Below are 18,087 nucleotides of genomic sequence, written 5' to 3' on the forward strand. Positions count from 1 at the left end.
AGCCGGTTTCTATAATGAGTCAGGGGAGACGCCCCTCAGCACCAAGTCAGTGATAAACCCCAGCCAATCCTGCTGCTGCCCCTTATCCGCCAGGTCTTCACCCAGAAACGAACTGAGGGTATGGCGGTTGGAGTTATAGAAGTAGCACAGCGAAGCGATCATCAAGTACACGTGCTTGAGGTCGACATCCTGGCGAAACACACCCTGGGCCTGGCCTGCCTCAATGATTGGTTTCAGCACGCCAACCGCTTCGCCCGACAATCGGCGCATCTCCCCGGACTGTTGAGCGTGTTTGCCTTGGTGCAGGTTCTCGATGCTCAGAATCGCCACGAATTCCGGATGCTTGACGTAGTAATTCCAGATAAACGCAACCAGCTCCTGCAGCGCCTGCACGGGCGCCTCCAGGTTGAGCTTGAGTTTGCTTTCGGCTTTGTTGAACTGCTCGTAGATGTGTTCCAGCACGCAGATGAACAGGTGTTCCTTGCTGCCGAAATAGTAATAAAGCATGCGGTCGTTGGAGTCGGCCTCCTTGGAAATGGCGTCGACGCGCCCGCCGGAGTAACCGTCGCGGGTGAACACCTTGACCGCCGCCTGCAAGATGCGCGCGCGTGTCTGGTCGGCCTGCTGAGCCCGAATACCGGTCTTCTTGATCACCATCTCAACGCGCCTTGCAGCCAGTCTGGGCGCGAAATATAGCATGGGCTTTTTCGCGGCCGTTCTGTGACCGACAAGTTCTGTAATAAAAACGCCACTGCGCTGGGGATTGGATCCGAGTCGGGCTATTTTGGTGCATCCCAATAACTAGAGTAGCCATGGATGAAATACCAACCCTTCAGCCGCACCTTAATCGCCACCGCTCTGGTACTGACGGTCAGCGGTGTGCACGCCGCTTCCCAGGCCCCGGTGGCCGGTGAAAACGGCATGGTAGTCACCGCCCAGCATTTGGCCACTCATGTGGGGGTGGATGTGCTCAAGGCCGGCGGCAACGCAGTCGATGCGGCCGTGGCCGTGGGCTATGCGCTGGCGGTGGTGTACCCGGCGGCGGGTAACCTCGGTGGCGGCGGCTTCATGACCGTGCAACTGGCGGATGGGCGCAAGACTTTCCTCGACTTCCGCGAAAAAGCCCCCCTGGCGGCCACCGCCGACATGTACCTGGACAAAGACGGCAAGGTGGTCGAAGGCCTCAGCGCCAAGGGCCACCTGGCGGTCGGCGTGCCCGGCACCGTGTCCGGCATGGAAACCGCGCTGAGCAAGTACGGCACGCTCAAGCGCGCCCAAGTGATTGCCCCGGCGATCAAGCTGGCGGAAAACGGCTTTGAACTGGAGCAGGGCGATATCGACCTGCTGCACACCGCCACCGGTGAGTTCGAGAAAGACAAAGACCTGCGCGGGATCTTCCTGCACAACGGCCAACCGATGCAGGTCGGCCAGAAACTGGTGCAGAAAGACCTGGCCAAGACCCTCAAGGAAATCTCCGCCAAGGGCACCGACGGCTTCTATAAAGGTTGGGTCGCCAAGGCTCTGGTGGACTCCAGCCAGGCCGGCAAGGGCATCATCACCCAGGCCGACCTCGACAAATACAAGACCCGCGAACTGGCGCCCATCGAGTGCGATTACCGTGGCTACCACGTGGTCTCGGCACCGCCGCCGAGCTCGGGCGGCGTGGTGATCTGCCAGATCATGAACATCCTCGAAGGCTACCCGATGGCGGACCTGGGCTATCACTCGGCCCAAGGCCTGCACTATCAGATCGAAGCGATGCGCCACGCCTACGTGGACCGTAACAGCTACCTCGGCGACCCGGACTTCGTGAAGAACCCGATCGCCCACCTGCTGGACAAGGACTACGCCGCCAAGCTGCGCGCGGCCATCGAACCGCAGAAGGCCGGGGATTCCCAGGCGATCAAGCCGGGCGTGTCGCCGCATGAAGGCAACAACACCACGCACTATTCCATCGTCGACAAGTGGGGCAACGCAGTGTCGGTGACCTACACCCTCAACGACTGGTTCGGTGCCGGTGTGATGGCGAGCAAGACCGGCGTGATCCTCAACGATGAAATGGATGACTTCACCGTCAAGGTCGGCGTGCCGAATATGTACGGGCTGGTCCAGGGTGAAGCCAACGCCATCGCACCCGGCAAGGCGCCGCTGTCGTCGATGAGCCCGACCATCGTGACCAAGGACGGCAAGGCCGTGATGGTGGTCGGTACGCCAGGGGGCAGCCGGATTATCACCGCGACCTTGCTGACCATCCTGAATGTCATCGACTACAAGATGAACATCCAGGAAGCCGTCGATGCGCCGCGTTTCCACCAGCAGTGGATGCCTGAAACCACCAACCTGGAGACCTTCGCGGTGAGCCCGGACACCCAGAAAATCCTCGAGAGCTGGGGCCACAAGTTTGCCGGGCCTCAGGATGCCAACCACCTGGCCGCAATCCTGGTGGGCGCGCCGTCCCTGGGTGGCAAGCCGGTGGGCAACAACCGTTTCTACGGGGCCAACGACCCGCGCCGCAATACCGGCCTGTCCCTGGGCTACTGAGGCATGAGGTGGTGATGCAGGTGAGCCAGGGACAGCGCCAGGCTGTCATGGGATAACTGGGTGGCGGCGCCTTCGGCGCTGTCTCTGGCGGCCGGCATCACACGCTCGAACATGTGGTTTTCATAAGCCTGCACTGCGGCCGAGCAGTCAGGCGTCCGGAGCAGATGCTGCGCCAGTTCGGCCGCATCGAGCATCGCTGCATTGACGCCTTCGCCACCAAATGGCGACATCAGGTGCGCTGCATCCCCAATCAACGTCAACCCCTGGCGGTGGCTCCAGCGATGGCCCACGGGCAGGGCGTAGATGTGCCGCGTCAGCACGGTTTCGTTGGCCGCTTCAAATAACGCCAGGATGTCCGCGTGCCAGCCTTCGAACTGGGCTTTGAGCGCAGACACACTGCGGGGCGCGGCGGCCCAGTCGGTGGGCACGCGGAAGATCGCGTAGCCGCGCAAGTGCGCGTTGGCATTGCGTTGCACGATGATCGCCTTGGCGCCGCCTTCGACTTCCAGCTTGCCGCGACCGACCAGCCTGGCGATGTGCGGGTGTTGGCGGTCGACATCATCGATGCCGAACTCGATAAACGTCAGCCCGCTGTACTGCGGCACGTAAGGCGACAGCAGCGGCCGGATTTTGGACCAGGCGCCATCGGCACCGACGACCAGATCGAATGGGCCGTGGCTGATCTCGCCCTGGTGCAGCGTCCAGCGCGCGTGCTCGACCGGGCGAATGGCGCTGATGCCGACGCCCCAGTTCACACAGCCTGCGGGCAGCGCCTCCAGCAGGATCTGGCGCAAGGCCGTGCGGTCGACCTCCGGGCGGTCTCCGGCATCAGGGTTGGGGGCTTCGAACAGCAGGCGAGCGTGTTGATCCATCAACCGTGAGCCTTGGTCTTCGTAGCGCGCGATCCGGTTGAAGGCGTCTTCCAGGCCGGCACGTTGCAGCGCCAGTTGGCCGGAGTCGACATGCAGGTCGAGCGTCCCGCCTTGCGGGCGTTCCAGCGGCCCGCGTTCGCGCTCGAACACGCTGACGGCAACGCCATGACGTGTGAGGATTTGCGCCAGGGTCAATCCGCCAGGACCGGCGCCGACAATCGCAATACGCGTTGGAATGATCATTGAAATGGCCCTTGGCGATGTTTATAGGATCCTATATATTTGATGCATAGGCTCCTATGGAAAGTCAACGACCCCATGAATGTTCAAACCCCGTCACCCAATCCCATGCAACAGATCGGTCTCGCCAACCGCGGTTTTATCCGCCTTTACGAGGGCCAGCTACGCGCGTTGGGGTTTGCCGTGGCGCAAATTCCGGTGCTGGTGGCGCTCAAGCAGAGCGAGGGTCTGCCCCAGGCTGAATTGGTGCGCATCGCCCGTGTCGAGCAGTCGAGCATGGCGCAGCTGCTGGGGCGCATGGAGCGTGATGGAATGATCCAGCGCATGGTCGACCCCGCAGACAAACGCAGCCGCCTGATCACCCTCACCGATGCGGTGCGTGAACGCATGCCTGCGGCCTACGCCGTGATGGTGCAGGGCACGGCGCAGGCGCTGCAGGGCTTCAGCGCTGAGGAAGAGGCGACGCTGCTGGCGTTATTGCTGCGCGTGAATGCCAACCTGGAGCGTGGTTTGGATTGAACATCCGCGCCGCTTTCAGGTTCTACCCCAAGAGCCCTGAAAGGACCGGACCGATGAAAGCGCTGAAAATCGCCACCTTCAATATCAACGGCATCCGTGCCCGTCTGCCCAACCTGCTGCAATGGCTTGAGCGCGAGCAGCCCGATATTGTCTGCCTGCAAGAGCTCAAGGCGCCGCAAAGCCTGTTTCCCTATGCCGACTTCGAAGCAGCCGGCTACGGTGCGATCTGCCTGGGCCAGGCCTCGTGGAACGGCGTGGCCATTTTGGCGCGCGATGCCCAGCCGCTGGAAAGCCGGCGCGGATTGCCGGGCGATGACAGCGACACGCAAAGCCGTTACCTGGAAGCCGCGGTGCATGGCGTGTTGGTCGGTTGCCTGTATCTGCCCAATGGCAACCCGCAGCCTGGGCCGAAATTTGAGTACAAACTGGCCTGGTTCGAACGGCTCATCGACTACGCCCAGGCGCTGCAAGCCAGCGAACACCCGGTGCTGATGGCCGGGGATTTCAATGTGGTGCCCACCGACCTCGACATCTACAACCCGCGCTCCTGGCTCAAGGACGCTTTGCTGCAACCCGAGAGCCGCGCGTGTTATCAGCGCCTGCTGGAGCAGGGTTGGACCGATTCGCTGCGCCATCTGTACCCCGAAGAGCGCGTCTACACCTTCTGGGATTACTTCCGTCAGCACTGGCAGACCAATTCCGGGCTGCGTATCGATCACCTGCTGCTCAATCCCGCGCTCAAGCCTTACCTCAAAGACGCCGGCGTGGACGCCTGGGTGCGCAACGAGCCGCACGCCAGCGACCATGCACCGACATGGATTCAACTGAGCACCCGCAAAAAGCGCTAATCAGCGCGAATAATGGCCAAGGCCTCGGCTTTGCCCAAGGGGTGCTGCATGCGTTGTGACAGGCGCGCCATGGCTTGCTGATGTTCGCAGGCAATCACGGCTTCCACTTGATCATCACGGCACAGCAAGGCAATGAAGTCGTGACGATTCACATCACCTTCTACGTGCAGGCGGTTCCAGTGCTGCGGGTGGCCAAGCACTTCAAAGGTTTTGTCGAAGTGGTAGGTCCAGAAGAATGGGACGTCGGCGTACACCTGCGTGTCTCCAAGCATATTGCGCGCGGCCAGCACGGCCAGTTGCTGGGCCACGCGCCAGTGCTCGATGCGTGTCGGCTGCTGACGCCAGGCAAAAGTTACGTTGTCGCCGGCCGCCCATAACCCAGGCGCCACCTGTAAATGGCTGTCTGCGTTCAGCGACTGATCCTCGGCTTTGTCGACGCCCTGGATAAAGCCCGTGGCGGGTGTGACGCCAACGCCCATTACGACCAGGTCTGCCGCCAGGCGCTTGCCGTTTTTAAGCAGCACGGTACTTACCGCGCCGTGACCGTCGAAGCGTTCGGGCTCGGTGTTGCAGTGAAAGATCACGCCATTGTCTTCATGCAATTGGCGAATGGCCGCACCGATGCGCTTGCCCAATTGCGCAGCGAGAGGAATGTCATGGCGGCTGACCACCTGCACCACCAGGCCCCGTTGGCGCAAGGCGGACGCGGCTTCCAGGCCAATAAAACTGTCGCCGACAATCACCGCGCACGCTGCCGACTGCGCTGCTTCATCGATTCGCGCTGCATCCTCGCGGCTGCGCAGCACAAACACGTGGCTCAAGACGGCGCCGGGGATGTCCAGTGGTTGCGCTTCGCCTCCGGTTGCGACCAGGGCCGCGTCATAGTCGAAGTGACGACCGTCGGCGAGTTCGATGCGTTTGGCGTGGGCGTCCAGGCGCTGAACTTCGCCGTGAATGCCAATGGGCTGCTTATCCAGCAGTGGCGGCGTGTCTTCGGGCGTCATTTGGCCCGCGATCACGAATTTACTCAGGGCGGTGCGGTCGTAGGCCGGAGCTTGTTCGCGGTCGATCCACAGCAATCGTCCGCTGAAGCCCTGCTGATGCAACGTCGCCACGGCGGCAGTGCCTGCCGCGCCAGCGCCGATGACCGCAAAACAGCGGTGTTCATCCCGCGCCGGCGCGGCTTCGGCGGCGATGGGCTCGTCGCCAACACTGACCACGCCATCGTGCACCTGCACCGGGTATTGCGTGAGCCCGACCAGTGCCGGAGGTTCGATGACGGCGCCACTGTCCACGGCAAACGCCGCTTTGTGCCAGGGGCAGATGATCCGCCCGTTACAGATCACACCTTCTTCCAGCGGAGCGCCGGCGTGCGGGCAGTCGGCCTGGAAGGCGCGCACCCGGTCGCCGACACGCACCAGCAAGACAGGATGCTTTGCCGCGGTGACGCGAACGCCACGGTTTTCCGGCAAGTTAATCAGGCGAGCAACAATGCGCATGTTCATAGGCCAATCTCCTTTAGAAGATTGACTGGCGCCGAAGGAAAGGGACTGCGTTGACCCGATGGTCGGTACTCAGGATCGGGCCTTACGCCAGCAGTTGCGCCACCGCTTCAAATGCCTTGTCACGCCGCGCTTGCCAATCGCCGCCAATCACCACGGCGGGCTGCTGGTGCTGTTCGATCCACGCCAGGCTGCCCTGGAAAAACGCCCGACGATCAGCCAGTTCCGGTTGGCAGCGCTGGCCGTCGGCGGTCCACTCCACATCCTCGGGAGACAGCAGCAGATGCAGGTCGTAATGCCGGGCCAGGAGTTCGTCGTCCAGCCAGGCCGGGTAGTCGCCGAACAGCGTCTGGCTCCACAGTTTGTTGGTCAACAGGTGAGTATCGAGCACCAGCAGGTTGGGCTGTTCGGCGCGGGCAGCGTCTTCCCAGGCCAGCTGGCCGCGGGCGATCGCCGGAATATCCGCCAGGGTGGTGTCGCGTTGGTGATGGTCGATGAAATACCGCACGTATTCGCCAACCATCAGCCCGCCAAAGTGTGCATGCAGTTCAGCCGCCAGCCAGCTTTTGCCGCTGGATTCGGGGCCTGCCAGTACCACCACTTTCATGCGTGCAACGCCGCGTCGCTGCGCCATTCACGCCAGCCTTGCACGGCAATCGCGGTGAACAGGGCATAAAGCGCGGCGGTGAGGTACAGGCCTTTGTAGAGGAACAGGCCGACGAAGATCATGTCCACGGCGATCCACAGTGGCCAGCATTGCACGCGTTTTTGCGCCATCCACATTTGCGCCACCAGGCTGAAGCCGGTGAGGGCGGCGTCGAGCCACGGCTGGGCGGCGTCGGTCCAGTGGGCCATGGCCGAGCCAAGCAGCAGGCTGAAGACGGCGCCGACGGCCAGGCTGCTCATGATCGCGGGCACGCCGAGGCTCGTGACCTGGCGGCCTTGCTTGACCTCGCCGGCGCGGGTCCATTGCCACCAGCCGTAAAGTTGCAGGGCGGCGTAGACCACTTGCAGGAGCATGTCGGAATAGAGCTTTACGTCGAAGAACACCCAGGTGTAGAGCAACACCATGACCAGGCCGATGGGCCAGCACCAGGGGTTTTGTTTGACCGTCAGCCAGACAGCGATCACCCCCAGGGCGGCGGCGAACAATTCAAGCCCGGACATGGCGGTTCCTTGGGAGAGTGGGAGAGGGCGCTAATTGTAACCAGAGGTGAGGAATGTTTAAACGCGGATGTGGAGGTATACACATTGCTGCGGTCATGGCGGCTGGCGTGGTTTGACGAGGCGCTTGAGATCAAAATCAAAAGCAGAGCACGGCGTGCGTGGCAGAAGCCGAGCAACACCCCATCACCAGATGTACTGAGCATCAACTGTGGGAGCGGGCTTGCTCGCGAAGGCGGTGTGCCAGTGACCCATGAGCTGACTGAACCACCGCCTTCGCGAGCAAGCCCGCTCCCACAAGTTGACTGCGTTCAGCAGCCAGCACCGCACTGCTTTGCTTTTCTGTGGGAGCTGGCTTGCCTGCGATGCAGGCACCTCGGTGTATCAGGCACAACCAGTTGATGCCATCGCAGGCAAGCCAGCTCCCACATTGAATTGGGTTGAGCTCTCAAGATCAGGTCGGCTGTCAGGCCGCCTCGGCTTTGCTTTTGCTTCTACCACTCGAGCACCAACTGTGGGAGCGGGCTTGCTCGCGAAGGCGGTGTGCCAGCGACCCATGAGCTGACTGAACCACCTCATTCGCGAGCAAGCCCGCTCCCACAAGTTGACTGCGTTCAGCAGCCAGCACCGCACTGCTTTGCTTTTCTGTGGGAGCTGGCTTGCCTGAGATGCAGGCACCTCGGTGTATCAGGCACAACCAGTTGATGCCATCGCAGGCAAGCCAGCTCCCACATTGAATTGGGTTCAGCTCTCAAGATCAGGTCGGCTGTCAGGCCGCCTCGGTTTTGCTTTTGCTTCTACCACTCGAGCATCAACTGTGGGAGCGGGCTTGCTCGCGAAGGCGGTGTGCCAGTGACCTATGAGCTGACTGAACCACCGCATTCGCGAGCAAGCCCGCTCCCACAGTTTGACCGGGTACAGACCGCCAGCACCGTGCTGCTTTGCCTTTCTGTGGGAGCTGGCTTGCCTGCGATGCAGGCACCTCGGTGTATCAGGCACAACCAGTTGATGCCATCGCAGGCAAGCCAGCTCCCACCTTTGATTGAGTTCAGCTTCAAGGATCAGGTCGGCTGTCAGGCCGCCTCGCTTTCGCTTTTGATCTAACCACTCAGGTCGGCTACTAGGCCGCCGTGCTTTGCTTTTGATTTTGATCTCAGGCGCCCCGTTAAACCACGCTGGCCGAACGCAGGCTTGAATCCGTGGGTAACCCGGCAGGACGCCGGGTTAGCCGTGTTGGGCCATGGATGGCCCGTCACGGCGGCCCACGGATTCAAGCCTTCGTTCGGGCACACCGAGCCCAAGCGAGGTGCCGAGTGGTGGGGCAAGAGCCCTTTGGTTACTTTGGGGCTTTTCCAAAGTGACCCGCCGTAAGGGCGGAACCCAAAGCGGCCATCACCCAAACAACGGATATGTACACCCACCCCCCGCCAAAAAAAAGCTAAACCTTGAACTGCCGCAGCAACCCGTCCAACTCCTCACTCAACCCACGCAAATGCGCACTCGCCACGCTGGATTGCTCCGCCGCCAGCGCAGTGCTGTGAGACAACCCGGCCGCCTGGGTGACGTTCTGGTTGATATCCTCCACCACATGCGCCTGTTGCAAGGTCGCGCTGGCAATCGAGGCATTCAGCCCGTTGAGGTTACGCAACGCCTGACCAATGGCGTTAAGACTGGCACCGGCCTGCCCAGCCTGTTCAATCGTCAGCTGCGAAGCGCTATGGCTGTCACTGATCACCTTGACCGCCGCTTCCGAGTGCCCCTGCAGACGCTCAATCATCACTTGGATTTCAGCAGTGGATTTTTGTGTACGCTGAGCCAGCAGCCGCACTTCATCGGCGACCACCGCAAACCCACGGCCCTGCTCCCCGGCGCGTGCGGCCTCAATGGCCGCGTTAAGCGCCAGCAGGTTGGTCTGGTCAGCGATGGAGCGGATCACTTCCAGCACACCACCAATCTGCGTGCTCTCGCTGGACAAGGTGCGAATCACCTCCACAGCCTGGCTGATGGTGCCGGAAAGCTGGTCGATCTGCTGCAAACTACCGTCAATATTCACCTGGCCCTGCTGCGCCTGGGCCTGGGCATCGCGCATCTCACTGGCGGCATGTTCGGCGTTTTTCGCCACGTCCTGCACGCCGTAGGTGACTTCATTGATCGCCGTCGCCACCAGCTCCATCTGCTGCGACTGCTGCTGGCTGCGGTCATGCGCCTGGCTGGCGTTGTTGCCCAATTCCGTGGACGACTGGCCCAACGCATTGGCGCACACCTGCAACTGGCCAACCACCTGGCGCAGCTTGGCGGTAAAGCTGTTGAAGTGCCGAGACAACTGGGTGACTTCGTCGCGCCCGTGGGTGTCGAGGCTGCGCGTCAGGTCGCTTTCGCCACTGGCGATATTGGCCATGGCGTTCACCGCCGCCTGCAACGGCGTCACGATGCTGCGCGCAATCAGGGTGACCAACACGGCCATCAGCAGGGCGATGCCCAGGCCAATCAGCGAGGCCTTCCACACCTGGCCCGTGAACTCGGCCTGCACATCATCCACGTACACGCCGGAGCCGATAATCCAGCCCCAGGGTTCGAACAGCTGGATGTACGAGGTTTTCTCCACGGGCGCTTCGGCGCCAGGTTTGGGCCAGCGATAGTTGACGATGCCGGCGCCCTTGGCCTTGGCCAGGATCACGAATTCGTTGAACACCGCAAAACCGTCCGGGTCGCGGATCGCCGAGAGGTTCTGGCCATCCAGCTTGGGGTTGGCCGCGTGCATGATCATCACGGGCGTCAGGTCATTGATCCAGAAGTAATCGTCGTGGTCGTAGCGCAGGCCACGCACCGCGCTCAGGGCCTGCTGCTGCGCGGCTTCACGGCTGAGCACGCCGGTTTTCTCAAGGTTCTGGTAATAGGCCAGCACCCCGCTGGCGGTCTGCACCACGTGCTGGGTCTGCTGACGTTTGGCCTGGTAAAGGTCGCCATGGATCTGCTTGAGCATCAACAGCCCCAACGTCAGCAGCATCAACACGGCGACTATCAGGATCAGCCAGAGGCGGCGGCTGATCGACATGCTGCGCAAACTGTTCATCGTCCTGTCACTCCATGCTTTTTATAATTGTGGGCGCTGCATCGACATTTCCGGCTTGTCTGATAGGCTTTCGGCCTGTAATTGAAAAACCTGAGTACTCCCTGATTTTTCACGAAATTTTTGCAGACCGATGTTGAAAATCAGCACCGGAACTTGAGTGCGCTTGTCGTCAGTGAACTATTAAAAAGACAGTCAAGGCATGCCGACAGGCATGACCTTTGGGGGATACATGGATTTTTGGACCGCCATACAGGCATTGATTCTTGGCGTGGTGGAGGGGCTGACAGAGTTCCTGCCCATTTCCAGCACCGGGCACCAGATCATCGTCGCCGACTTGATCGGCTTCGGCGGCGAACGCTTTGAGGCGTTCAACATCATCATTCAATTGGGCGCGATCCTGGCAGTGGTCTGGGAGTTTCGGCGCAAGATTCTCGACGTGGTCATCGGCTTGCCGACCCAGCCCAGTGCCCGGCGGTTTACGGCTAACCTGATCATCGCGGTGGCGCCGGCCATCGTGCTGGGGGTGATTTTTGCCGACCTGATCAAGCACTACCTGTTCAACCCGATCACCGTGGCCACCGCCCTGGTCGTGGGCGGCGTGATCATGTTGTGGGCCGAGCGCCGCCAGCATGCGGTCCATGCTGAAACCGTGGATCAGATCACCTGGAAAGACGCGCTCAAGGTCGGTGTGGCCCAGTGCCTGGCGATGATTCCGGGCACCTCACGCTCCGGCGCCACCATCATTGGCGGCCTGTTGTTCGGCCTGTCGCGCAAGACCGCCACCGAGTTTTCGTTTTTTCTGGCGATGCCAACCATGGTCGGCGCGGCCCTGTATTCGGGCTACAAGTACCGTCACTTGTTCCAGCCCGATGACCTGCCGGTGTTTGCCATCGGGTTTGTCACCTCGTTCATCTTTGCGATGATCGCGGTCAAGGCCTTGCTCAAGTTCATCGCCAGCCACAGCTATGCGGCCTTTGCCTGGTATCGCATCGCGTTCGGTGTGCTGATCCTGGCGACCTGGCAGTTCGGCTGGATCGACTGGTCGGCGGTCAAGCCATGAACATTCAGCATCCGCGCCTCAAGGCGCTGATCTTTGTGCTGCTGTGCGCCGCGCCGCTGCTGGGGGCGGCGCTGGTGTGGCATCGCGGTGAGACAGTGATCCCGCTGGCCGCTTATGGCGTGGTCAGCGTGGTGGCGTTTTTTCTTTACTGGGGTGACAAGCGCAAGGCTGAGACAGCAGGCCCGCGCGTTCGCGAAAACATCCTGCACGCCGTGGAACTGGCCGGCGGGTGGCCCGGGGCGTTGATCGCCCAGCAGGTGTTCCGCCACAAGACGCGCAAGGTGTCGTACCAGGTGCTGTTCTGGGTCATCGTGTTGCTGCACGAGGTGTTCTGGCTCGACCAGTTATTCCTGGGCGGCACGCTGCTTTCAATCTTCTAGCAACAGCCCGATCTGCGTGCGCTTGGGCAGTTTGCTCACCACCAATTGGTGAGAACGCCGCAACAGGCCACGCAGTTCCTCGGCGCCCAGCGGGTAGGGCGTGTTCATGATGATCCACTGTGCCCGCGCCAGGTAAGGCGCCGGGTGGATGCCGGGGCGGTCGACATGGCCGAGGAACAGGTCCTTGTCGACCTTGAACGCCAGCGATTCGCCCCGCAGGTTCTGCAGGGCGAACATCTTGTTGCCGGCGATCGAGAACACCCGCACGCCGCCCCATTTATAGTCTTCCCGCGCGCCGGGCAGGCTCAGGCAGAAGGCGGCGACGTGTGCTTCAGTCATTTTCATAGCAAGCGGTCTCCGCAGCCCTTGAAGGCTTCTTCCAGGTAGTCGATCCAGGCACGAATGGCCGGCAGTACGCCACGGCGATGCGGGTACACCGCCTGCAACCAGCCGCCCGGCGACGACCATTGCGGCAGCAGCTGCACCAACTGGCCGCTGGCCAATTCCTCTTCGCAGTACATCATCGGCAAGACGGTGAAACCCAGGCCTTTGAGGGCACAGGCCTTGCGCACGATGAAGTCGTCGATGCCCAGGCGGGCCTCCAGCGCGAGGTCCTGAGCGTTGCCTTGCGGGTCGATCAGGCGCAGGTGGACCAGGCGGTCGGCCTCCAGCGCGCCGAGCACCGGCAGTTGTTTGAGGTCTTCGAGGCTGTCGATGTGCCGACCCTGGATGAATTCAGGGCTGGCCACCAGCAGGGTCTGGGCCTGGCGCAGGCGCTTGGTCACCAGCAGCGGGTCTTCATCGCCCGACTCGCGCACGCGCAGGGCCACGTCGATGCCCTCAGCCACCAGGTCGACACGGCGGTTCACCAGCGTCATCTCCAGCTGCACCAGCGGGTGGGCGGCGAGAAAACCGGCAACCATGTCCGGCAACATGTGCTGGGCCATGCCCACCGGGCAACTGACCCGCAGGCGCCCGCGCGGTTCGCTGGACATACTGGCCACGGCCTCGTCGGCCATTTCCGCTTCCAGCAGCATCGCCTGGCAATGGCGCAAATAACGCTCGCCGACCGCAGTGAGGGTCAATTGGCGGGTGGTGCGCTGCAACAGGCGCGCGCCGAGGCGTTCTTCCAGCTCGGCAATACGCCGTGACAGCCGTGACTTGGGAATCCCCAGCAGCCGGCCGGCCGCCGCAAAGCCGCCGGCCTCGACGACTTTGGCGAAATAGTAGAGGTCGTTGAGGTCTTGCATGGTCAACCTATTGTCCTGTCAGTGGGACGAACTATCCGCGTCTGGCGAGGGCAAATCCACTACAAAAAAGCGAGCGCCGTGTGGCGACTCGCTGTGGACGCGATTAAACGCTTAGAACTGCGCGCCCGCCATCAGCACATACTTCACATGCACGTACTCTTCGATCCCGTAATAGCTGCCCTCACGGCCGTAGCCGGATTGCTTGATACCGCCAAATGGAATCGACGCGGTGCCGACCGAACCGGAATTGAGGATGACCATCCCAGCCTCCAGTTGGCGCGACAGCCTTAGCGAACGCCCCAGCGCGCGGGTGTAGGCATACGCCACCAGGCCAAACTCGGTCTGGTTGGCGCGCGCGATGACTTCCTCTTCATCCTTGAATGAATAGAAGGCGAACACCGGCCCGAAGATTTCCTCAGTGGCCAGCGGCGAGTCGTCGCGCAAACCGATCAACACGGTGGGTTCGTAGAACAACCCGCCCCTGGCATGGGGCTTGCCGCCCATCAGCACGCTGGCGCCGGCGGCCTTGGCGTCTTCCACCAGGCGGACGACTTTGTCAAAACCCAGTTGATTGACCAGCGGCCCGACCACAAAGTCTTCGCGCAGGCCTTGATCCACGTCGATTTTGGCAACGGCCGCCTGCACCCGTTGGACGAACTCGTCGAGGATGCTGTGCTGCACAAAAATCCGGTTTGGCGAGATGCAAACCTGCCCGCTGTTGCGCAGTTTGGCGCTGACCAGGCCCTTGACGGCCTCATCCAGGTTGGCGTCCTCGAACACGATAAACGGCGCGTTGCCGCCCAGTTCCAGGGTCATTTTCTTGAGGGTGGCCGCGCATTGCGCCGCAAGCAATTTGCCGACAGCGGTGGAGCCGGTAAAGGTGATTTTGCGAATACGCGGGTCGCCGGTGAAGATCAGGCCGATCTCCCTGGGATCGCCGACCACCACTTCCAGCACGCCGGGTTCGATACCGGCCTTGCGCGCGTATTCCAGCAGCTTGAAGGCGGTGAGCGGCGTGTCTTCGGCAGGTTTGATGACCATGGTGCAACCCGCCGCCAAGGCTGTGGCGACTTTGCGCGTGATCATCATGAACGGGAAATTCCACGGGGTGATTGCCGCGACAGGGCCAATGGCTTCCTTGGTCACCAGCACGTTGGCGTTGCGGTCGTGGGTGGGCAGGGTGTCGCCGTACACGCGCTTGGCTTCTTCGGCGTACCACTCGATAAAACCCAGGCCGTAATCGATCTCGCCCCGGGCTTCGGTGAGGCACTTGCCATTTTCGCGGCACAGCAGTTCGGCAAAGGCTTCCTTGTCAGCCTTAACGGCGTCGTGCCAGCGGCGCAGGATCTCGCTGCGCTCCCTGGCGAGCGTGGAAGACCATTCAGGGAACGCCGCGCAGGTGCGGTCGACCGCCGCTTTGACCTCAGCCGAGGTGTTCTTGGCAACGCGGCCGATTTCTTCACCGGTGGCGGGGTTGTAGACGATAAGCATGAGGGCATCTCCGAGGGCTGAACGTGGTGTTTCAGGCTACGGAAACGGGCGGTTTGAGCGAATATCCAAACCAATCTGCTGATTGCCTATTCCTATGAGTGCATAGCCACGGCGACGATTGCGCAGTAACGTGCGGTTTTCGCCAGGAGCCTTGCACCATGGGCCGTGCCCAACGAATTATCGAACTGATGGGCACCCTGGCGCCTGTCGAAGGCTATAACCTGACCGCGTTGGATGATGTGCGCTTTCTGCGTTCCAACCGGCCTTTGCATCGGGTGCCAGTGCTCTACGATCCCGGCATTGTGATTGTCTGCCAGGGGTGCAAGCGCGGCTTTCTGGGGGAAGACATTTACCTGTATGACGCACAGCATTACCTGGTGGTCTCGGTACCTGTGCCGTTCACCATGGAAACCGAGGCCAGCGAAGAGGAGCCCATGCTGGCGGTGTACCTGCGGCTGGATTTTACCCTCGCCGCCGAATGGATGGTGGCGCTGGATGACTTCCCTGACCTGATTGAGGCCAAGCCCCGCGGCATGTATTCATCGCCCATGGATGAGCCGCTCAGCGAGTCGTTGCTGCGTTTTCTCGAAGTGATGCGCGTGCCGATGGACGCGCAACTCCTCGGCCCGTCGCTGGTGCGCGAAATCTACTACCGCATCCTCACGGGCGCGCAGGGCGGCTCGATGCGCGCCGCGCTGAACCAGCAGGGCCAGTTCGGTAAGGTCGCGCGGGCGATCCTCAAGATTCACGGCTGCTACCACCAGCACCTGGACGTGGAAGCCCTGGCGGCGGAAGCCGTGATGAGCGTGCCGAGTTTTCATGCGCACTTTCGCACGGTCACGGGCACCTCACCGATGCAATACCTCAAGTCCACGCGCCTGCACCAGGCGCGCTTATTGATGTTGCGCAACGACATCACCGCCGCCACGGCGTGTGCCAGGGTCGGCTATGAGAGCGCTTCGCAGTTCAGCCGCGAGTTCAAACGCTTTTTCGGGCGCACGCCGCAGGCAGAGATCCAGTGGATGAAGCGCACCTATGCGTTGCCGGCGCCTACGTCGGCGTCGATTTATGTGTCGTCCCACTGAACAGGGTCATCAGCAAGGCCAGCCCGGCGAAGGCCGCGCCGGTGAGGGCCTGACCCTGCCAGCCGTAGTGCTGCGAGGCGAAAGCGCCCGCCGCCGAGCCCAGGGCGCCGCCGATAAAGTAGACCACCATGAACACGGTGTTCAGGCGGCTGGTGGCTGAGGGTTCCAGCGCCAATACGCGGGTCTGGTTGGCCAGTTGGTTGGTCCGGTTACCCAGGTCGAGGAAGGTGGCCGCGATCAGGATGGGCCACCACCAGCCGCTCAGCCCAAGGCTGTAGATCAGGATAAACGCCACCAGCACCGTGGTGATGCCGGCGCGTTCGAGCAAGCGCCCATGGCGCCGGGTTTGTTGGCCGATGGTCGAGGCGCAGAGGATGCCGACAATGGCCGAGAGCCCCACCAGGCCTGCCTGGGCACTCGAAAAGCCATACGGCGGCAAGGCCAGCAAGGCGGCCATCGAGCCCCAGAACACATTCAATGCACCAAATACCAGGGCGCCCTTTAGCGCCGACTGGCGCAGGGTCGGATATTGCCTGGCCAAACCCCAGAGGGATTTGAGCAAGGCGCCATACGCGAGTTTGCTGGTGGAGATCGACACCGGCATGCGCGTCAGGATTGCCATAAACAGCAGTACATCCAGCGCCGCGGCCACGGCAAACATGCCGCGCCAGCCCAGCCAGCCGCTGACCACGCCGCTGACGGTCCTGGCCAGCAAGCCACCGGCCGACAAGCCGCTGACCATCAGGCCCAGCACCGCGCCTTTCTGTTCGAGGGTACTGAGGTCGGAAGCGGCGGGAATGATCACCTGCGCGCTGATTCCCGACAGCCCCAGCAGCCCGCTCGCCACCAGCAGCCAGGCGTAAGACGGCGCCGTGGCCGAGGCCAGCAGGCTGATGAAGTTCAGGCACAGCACGGCCAGGATCAGGGTGCGTCGGCTGATCCGGTCGCCCAGCGGCACGAACAGCAGCAGGCCACAGGCATAACCGAGCTGCGTGAGCATCGCGATCTGCCCGACGTGCGCGGTCGACACCGCAAAGGTGTCGGCAATCAGCGGCAGCATGGCCTGGTTGTAGTAAATCGTGGCGACCGAAAACCCGCAGCAGATGGCTAGGATCAGGGTCAGGCTCTTGGTCAGTACGGGAGAGGGTGGGTGCATGGCGTGGCCGCTGGCTGTCGGATCTGCCGGCGAGAATGAAGCCAAGCGCGGGCGAAATCCAGTGCGTCAGCGCATCAGGCAATAACCTTGTTGGATTGAATGTTGGCGTTTAATCGATTGTCCTGCTGGCAGGACGAACAATCGCATTTAAGCTGTCTAATCGTTTATTGGGTTCATGTGTAGGATCAACCTCATTCGATCGCCTAGCCGCGATCCTCACTTGGAGATCCCGCATGAAACTGTTGCATATCGATTCCAGCATCCTCGGCGACAACTCGGCTTCGCGTCAGCTCAGCGCTGGTGTGGTCAAGGCCTGGCAAGCGGCTGAGCCGGGTGTGGAAGTGACTTACCGTGACCTGGCAAGCGAAGGCATCAGCCACTTTTCGGGCCTGACCCTGGGCGCCCTGGGCACCGCGGCTGAACTGCGCGACGCGGTACAACAGCACGAGGCTGAGCTGAGCGCGTCGTCCCTGGCTGAATTCATCGCTGCCGACGCTGTGGTGATCGGCGCGCCGATGTACAACTTCTCGGTGCCGTCCCAGCTCAAGGCCTGGATCGACCGCATCGCCGTTGCCGGCCAGACGTTCCGTTACACCGAAGCCGGCCCTGAAGGCCTGTGCGGTGGCAAGAAGCTGATCATCGTCTCGACTGCGGGCGGTCTGCACGCCGGTCAGGCAAGCAACGTCGGCCACGAAGACTATTTGAAACTGGTGTTTGGCTTCCTTGGCATCACCGACATCGAGTTCGTCCGCGCCCAAGGCCTGGCCTACGGTGAAGAAGTACGCAGCAAAGCCCTGAGCGACGCCAACGCTGTCATCAACGAACAATTGTTCGCCGCCGCGTAAGGCTTGTGTAAATTTCGCGTCTGCTCGGTTCCAATCTGAAGCCGGGCGCCTAAACTCTGTA

At 61.9% G+C, this 18,087-nt stretch carries 17 protein-coding genes; 7 read left to right on the plus strand and 10 right to left on the minus strand.

Features of this window, described 5'->3' with window-relative positions; all coding sequences use genetic code 11:
- Window positions 1-9: 9 nt before the first annotated feature.
- Complete coding sequence (locus tag C4J83_RS13715; RefSeq protein ID WP_124417304.1) at window positions 10-657, minus strand: TetR/AcrR family transcriptional regulator; 648 nt, start codon at window positions 655-657, stop codon at window positions 10-12.
- A 159-nt stretch (window positions 658-816) separates the two neighbouring features.
- Between C4J83_RS13715 and ggt the strand changes: the two genes are divergently transcribed.
- A complete protein-coding gene (gene ggt / locus C4J83_RS13720) occupies window positions 817-2,541 on the plus strand; it encodes a gamma-glutamyltransferase (RefSeq protein ID WP_124417305.1) in 1,725 nt (574 codons plus the stop codon).
- On the opposite strand, the gene C4J83_RS13725 is transcribed toward ggt, so the two are convergent.
- Complete coding sequence (locus tag C4J83_RS13725) at window positions 2,535-3,656, minus strand: FAD-dependent oxidoreductase (RefSeq protein ID WP_124417306.1); 1,122 nt, start codon at window positions 3,654-3,656, stop codon at window positions 2,535-2,537. The genes ggt and C4J83_RS13725 overlap by 7 nt on opposite strands.
- Window positions 3,657-3,731: 75 nt before the next feature.
- On the opposite strand from C4J83_RS13725, the gene C4J83_RS13730 reads away from it, so the two are divergent.
- A complete protein-coding gene (locus C4J83_RS13730) occupies window positions 3,732-4,172 on the plus strand; it encodes a MarR family winged helix-turn-helix transcriptional regulator (protein ID WP_119739614.1) in 441 nt (146 codons plus the stop codon).
- 53 nt (window positions 4,173-4,225) lie between these two features.
- Complete coding sequence (gene xth / locus C4J83_RS13735) at window positions 4,226-5,020, plus strand: exodeoxyribonuclease III (RefSeq protein ID WP_124417307.1); 795 nt, start codon at window positions 4,226-4,228, stop codon at window positions 5,018-5,020.
- Here the strand turns inward: xth and C4J83_RS13740 are convergent.
- The 4 genes from C4J83_RS13740 to C4J83_RS13770 all read right to left on the minus strand — a co-directional run bounded on the left by C4J83_RS13740 (window position 5,017) and on the right by C4J83_RS13770 (window position 10,759).
- Window positions 5,017-6,525, minus strand: a complete 1,509-nt coding sequence (locus C4J83_RS13740; protein ID WP_124417308.1) for an FAD-dependent oxidoreductase — start codon at window positions 6,523-6,525, stop codon at window positions 5,017-5,019. The genes xth and C4J83_RS13740 overlap by 4 nt on opposite strands.
- 82 nt (window positions 6,526-6,607) lie before the next feature.
- Complete coding sequence (locus tag C4J83_RS13745; protein ID WP_124418867.1) at window positions 6,608-7,129, minus strand: AAA family ATPase; 522 nt, start codon at window positions 7,127-7,129, stop codon at window positions 6,608-6,610.
- Window positions 7,126-7,689 (minus strand): nicotinamide riboside transporter PnuC, encoded by a 564-nt coding sequence (gene pnuC / locus C4J83_RS13750; protein ID WP_124417309.1) that lies wholly within the window; start codon window positions 7,687-7,689, stop codon window positions 7,126-7,128. The genes C4J83_RS13745 and pnuC overlap by 4 nt, the downstream gene beginning before the upstream one ends.
- Before the next feature lie 1,435 nt (window positions 7,690-9,124).
- Window positions 9,125-10,759, minus strand: coding sequence for a methyl-accepting chemotaxis protein (locus tag C4J83_RS13770; protein WP_106577970.1), 1,635 nt, complete (start codon window positions 10,757-10,759; stop codon window positions 9,125-9,127).
- Window positions 10,760-10,988: 229 nt separating this feature from the next.
- Here C4J83_RS13770 and C4J83_RS13775 point away from each other — a divergent pair, with 229 nt between their 5' ends.
- Both C4J83_RS13775 and C4J83_RS13780 read left to right on the plus strand, forming a co-directional pair.
- Window positions 10,989-11,819, plus strand: a complete 831-nt coding sequence (locus C4J83_RS13775; RefSeq protein ID WP_106577971.1) for an undecaprenyl-diphosphate phosphatase — start codon at window positions 10,989-10,991, stop codon at window positions 11,817-11,819.
- The gene (locus C4J83_RS13780; RefSeq protein WP_106577972.1) at window positions 11,816-12,199 is read left to right on the plus strand and encodes a DUF1294 domain-containing protein; all 384 of its coding nucleotides are present in this window, start codon (window positions 11,816-11,818) and stop codon (window positions 12,197-12,199) included. The genes C4J83_RS13775 and C4J83_RS13780 overlap by 4 nt, the downstream gene beginning before the upstream one ends.
- Here the strand turns inward: C4J83_RS13780 and C4J83_RS13785 are convergent.
- The 3 genes from C4J83_RS13785 to C4J83_RS13795 form a co-directional block, all read right to left on the minus strand.
- A complete protein-coding gene (locus tag C4J83_RS13785) occupies window positions 12,188-12,544 on the minus strand; it encodes an MmcQ/YjbR family DNA-binding protein (protein WP_106577973.1) in 357 nt (118 codons plus the stop codon). The two genes, C4J83_RS13780 and C4J83_RS13785, sit on opposite strands and share 12 nt — an antisense overlap.
- Window positions 12,541-13,449: a LysR substrate-binding domain-containing protein gene (locus C4J83_RS13790; RefSeq protein WP_106577974.1), complete on the minus strand. Its 909-nt coding sequence runs from the start codon at window positions 13,447-13,449 to the stop codon at window positions 12,541-12,543. Before C4J83_RS13790 ends, C4J83_RS13785 begins: the two co-directional genes overlap by 4 nt.
- Before the next feature lie 111 nt (window positions 13,450-13,560).
- Window positions 13,561-14,940 carry an NAD-dependent succinate-semialdehyde dehydrogenase gene (locus C4J83_RS13795; RefSeq protein WP_124417313.1) on the minus strand — a complete coding sequence of 460 codons (1,380 nt, stop codon included), beginning with the start codon at window positions 14,938-14,940 and terminating at the stop codon, window positions 13,561-13,563.
- Between the two features lie 158 nt (window positions 14,941-15,098).
- Between C4J83_RS13795 and C4J83_RS13800 the strand changes: the two genes are divergently transcribed.
- Complete coding sequence (locus C4J83_RS13800; RefSeq protein WP_124417314.1) at window positions 15,099-16,025, plus strand: AraC family transcriptional regulator; 927 nt, start codon at window positions 15,099-15,101, stop codon at window positions 16,023-16,025.
- On the opposite strand, the gene C4J83_RS13805 is transcribed toward C4J83_RS13800, so the two are convergent.
- The gene (locus C4J83_RS13805; RefSeq protein WP_124417315.1) at window positions 15,991-17,181 is read right to left on the minus strand and encodes an MFS transporter; all 1,191 of its coding nucleotides are present in this window, start codon (window positions 17,179-17,181) and stop codon (window positions 15,991-15,993) included. The two genes, C4J83_RS13800 and C4J83_RS13805, sit on opposite strands and share 35 nt — an antisense overlap.
- A 233-nt stretch (window positions 17,182-17,414) precedes the next feature.
- Here C4J83_RS13805 and C4J83_RS13810 point away from each other — a divergent pair, with 233 nt between their 5' ends.
- Window positions 17,415-18,026 (plus strand): FMN-dependent NADH-azoreductase, encoded by a 612-nt coding sequence (locus C4J83_RS13810; RefSeq protein ID WP_106577978.1) that lies wholly within the window; start codon window positions 17,415-17,417, stop codon window positions 18,024-18,026.
- Window positions 18,027-18,087: the final 61 nt, after the last annotated feature.

It is taken from the genome of Pseudomonas sp. LBUM920 (genome assembly GCF_003852315.1).
GTDB lineage: Bacteria > Pseudomonadota > Gammaproteobacteria > Pseudomonadales > Pseudomonadaceae > Aquipseudomonas.

Coding starts and splice junctions, on each gene's coding strand:
- C4J83_RS13800 (WP_124417314.1), top strand. CDS start 15,099: ATGGGCCGTGCCCAACGAATTATCGAACTGATGGGCACCCTGGCGCCT.
- ggt (WP_124417305.1), top strand. CDS start 817: ATGAAATACCAACCCTTCAGCCGCACCTTAATCGCCACCGCTCTGGTA.
- C4J83_RS13790 (WP_106577974.1), bottom strand. CDS start 13,449: ATGCAAGACCTCAACGACCTCTACTATTTCGCCAAAGTCGTCGAGGCC.
- C4J83_RS13745 (WP_124418867.1), bottom strand. CDS start 7,129: ATGAAAGTGGTGGTACTGGCAGGCCCCGAATCCAGCGGCAAAAGCTGG.
- C4J83_RS13810 (WP_106577978.1), top strand. CDS start 17,415: ATGAAACTGTTGCATATCGATTCCAGCATCCTCGGCGACAACTCGGCT.
- C4J83_RS13740 (WP_124417308.1), bottom strand. CDS start 6,525: ATGAACATGCGCATTGTTGCTCGCCTGATTAACTTGCCGGAAAACCGT.
- C4J83_RS13725 (WP_124417306.1), bottom strand. CDS start 3,656: ATGATCATTCCAACGCGTATTGCGATTGTCGGCGCCGGTCCTGGCGGA.
- C4J83_RS13730 (WP_119739614.1), top strand. CDS start 3,732: ATGAATGTTCAAACCCCGTCACCCAATCCCATGCAACAGATCGGTCTC.
- C4J83_RS13795 (WP_124417313.1), bottom strand. CDS start 14,940: ATGCTTATCGTCTACAACCCCGCCACCGGTGAAGAAATCGGCCGCGTT.
- C4J83_RS13780 (WP_106577972.1), top strand. CDS start 11,816: ATGAACATTCAGCATCCGCGCCTCAAGGCGCTGATCTTTGTGCTGCTG.
- pnuC (WP_124417309.1), bottom strand. CDS start 7,689: ATGTCCGGGCTTGAATTGTTCGCCGCCGCCCTGGGGGTGATCGCTGTC.
- C4J83_RS13715 (WP_124417304.1), bottom strand. CDS start 657: ATGGTGATCAAGAAGACCGGTATTCGGGCTCAGCAGGCCGACCAGACA.
- C4J83_RS13770 (WP_106577970.1), bottom strand. CDS start 10,759: ATGAACAGTTTGCGCAGCATGTCGATCAGCCGCCGCCTCTGGCTGATC.
- C4J83_RS13785 (WP_106577973.1), bottom strand. CDS start 12,544: ATGAAAATGACTGAAGCACACGTCGCCGCCTTCTGCCTGAGCCTGCCC.
- C4J83_RS13805 (WP_124417315.1), bottom strand. CDS start 17,181: ATGCACCCACCCTCTCCCGTACTGACCAAGAGCCTGACCCTGATCCTA.
- C4J83_RS13775 (WP_106577971.1), top strand. CDS start 10,989: ATGGATTTTTGGACCGCCATACAGGCATTGATTCTTGGCGTGGTGGAG.
- xth (WP_124417307.1), top strand. CDS start 4,226: ATGAAAGCGCTGAAAATCGCCACCTTCAATATCAACGGCATCCGTGCC.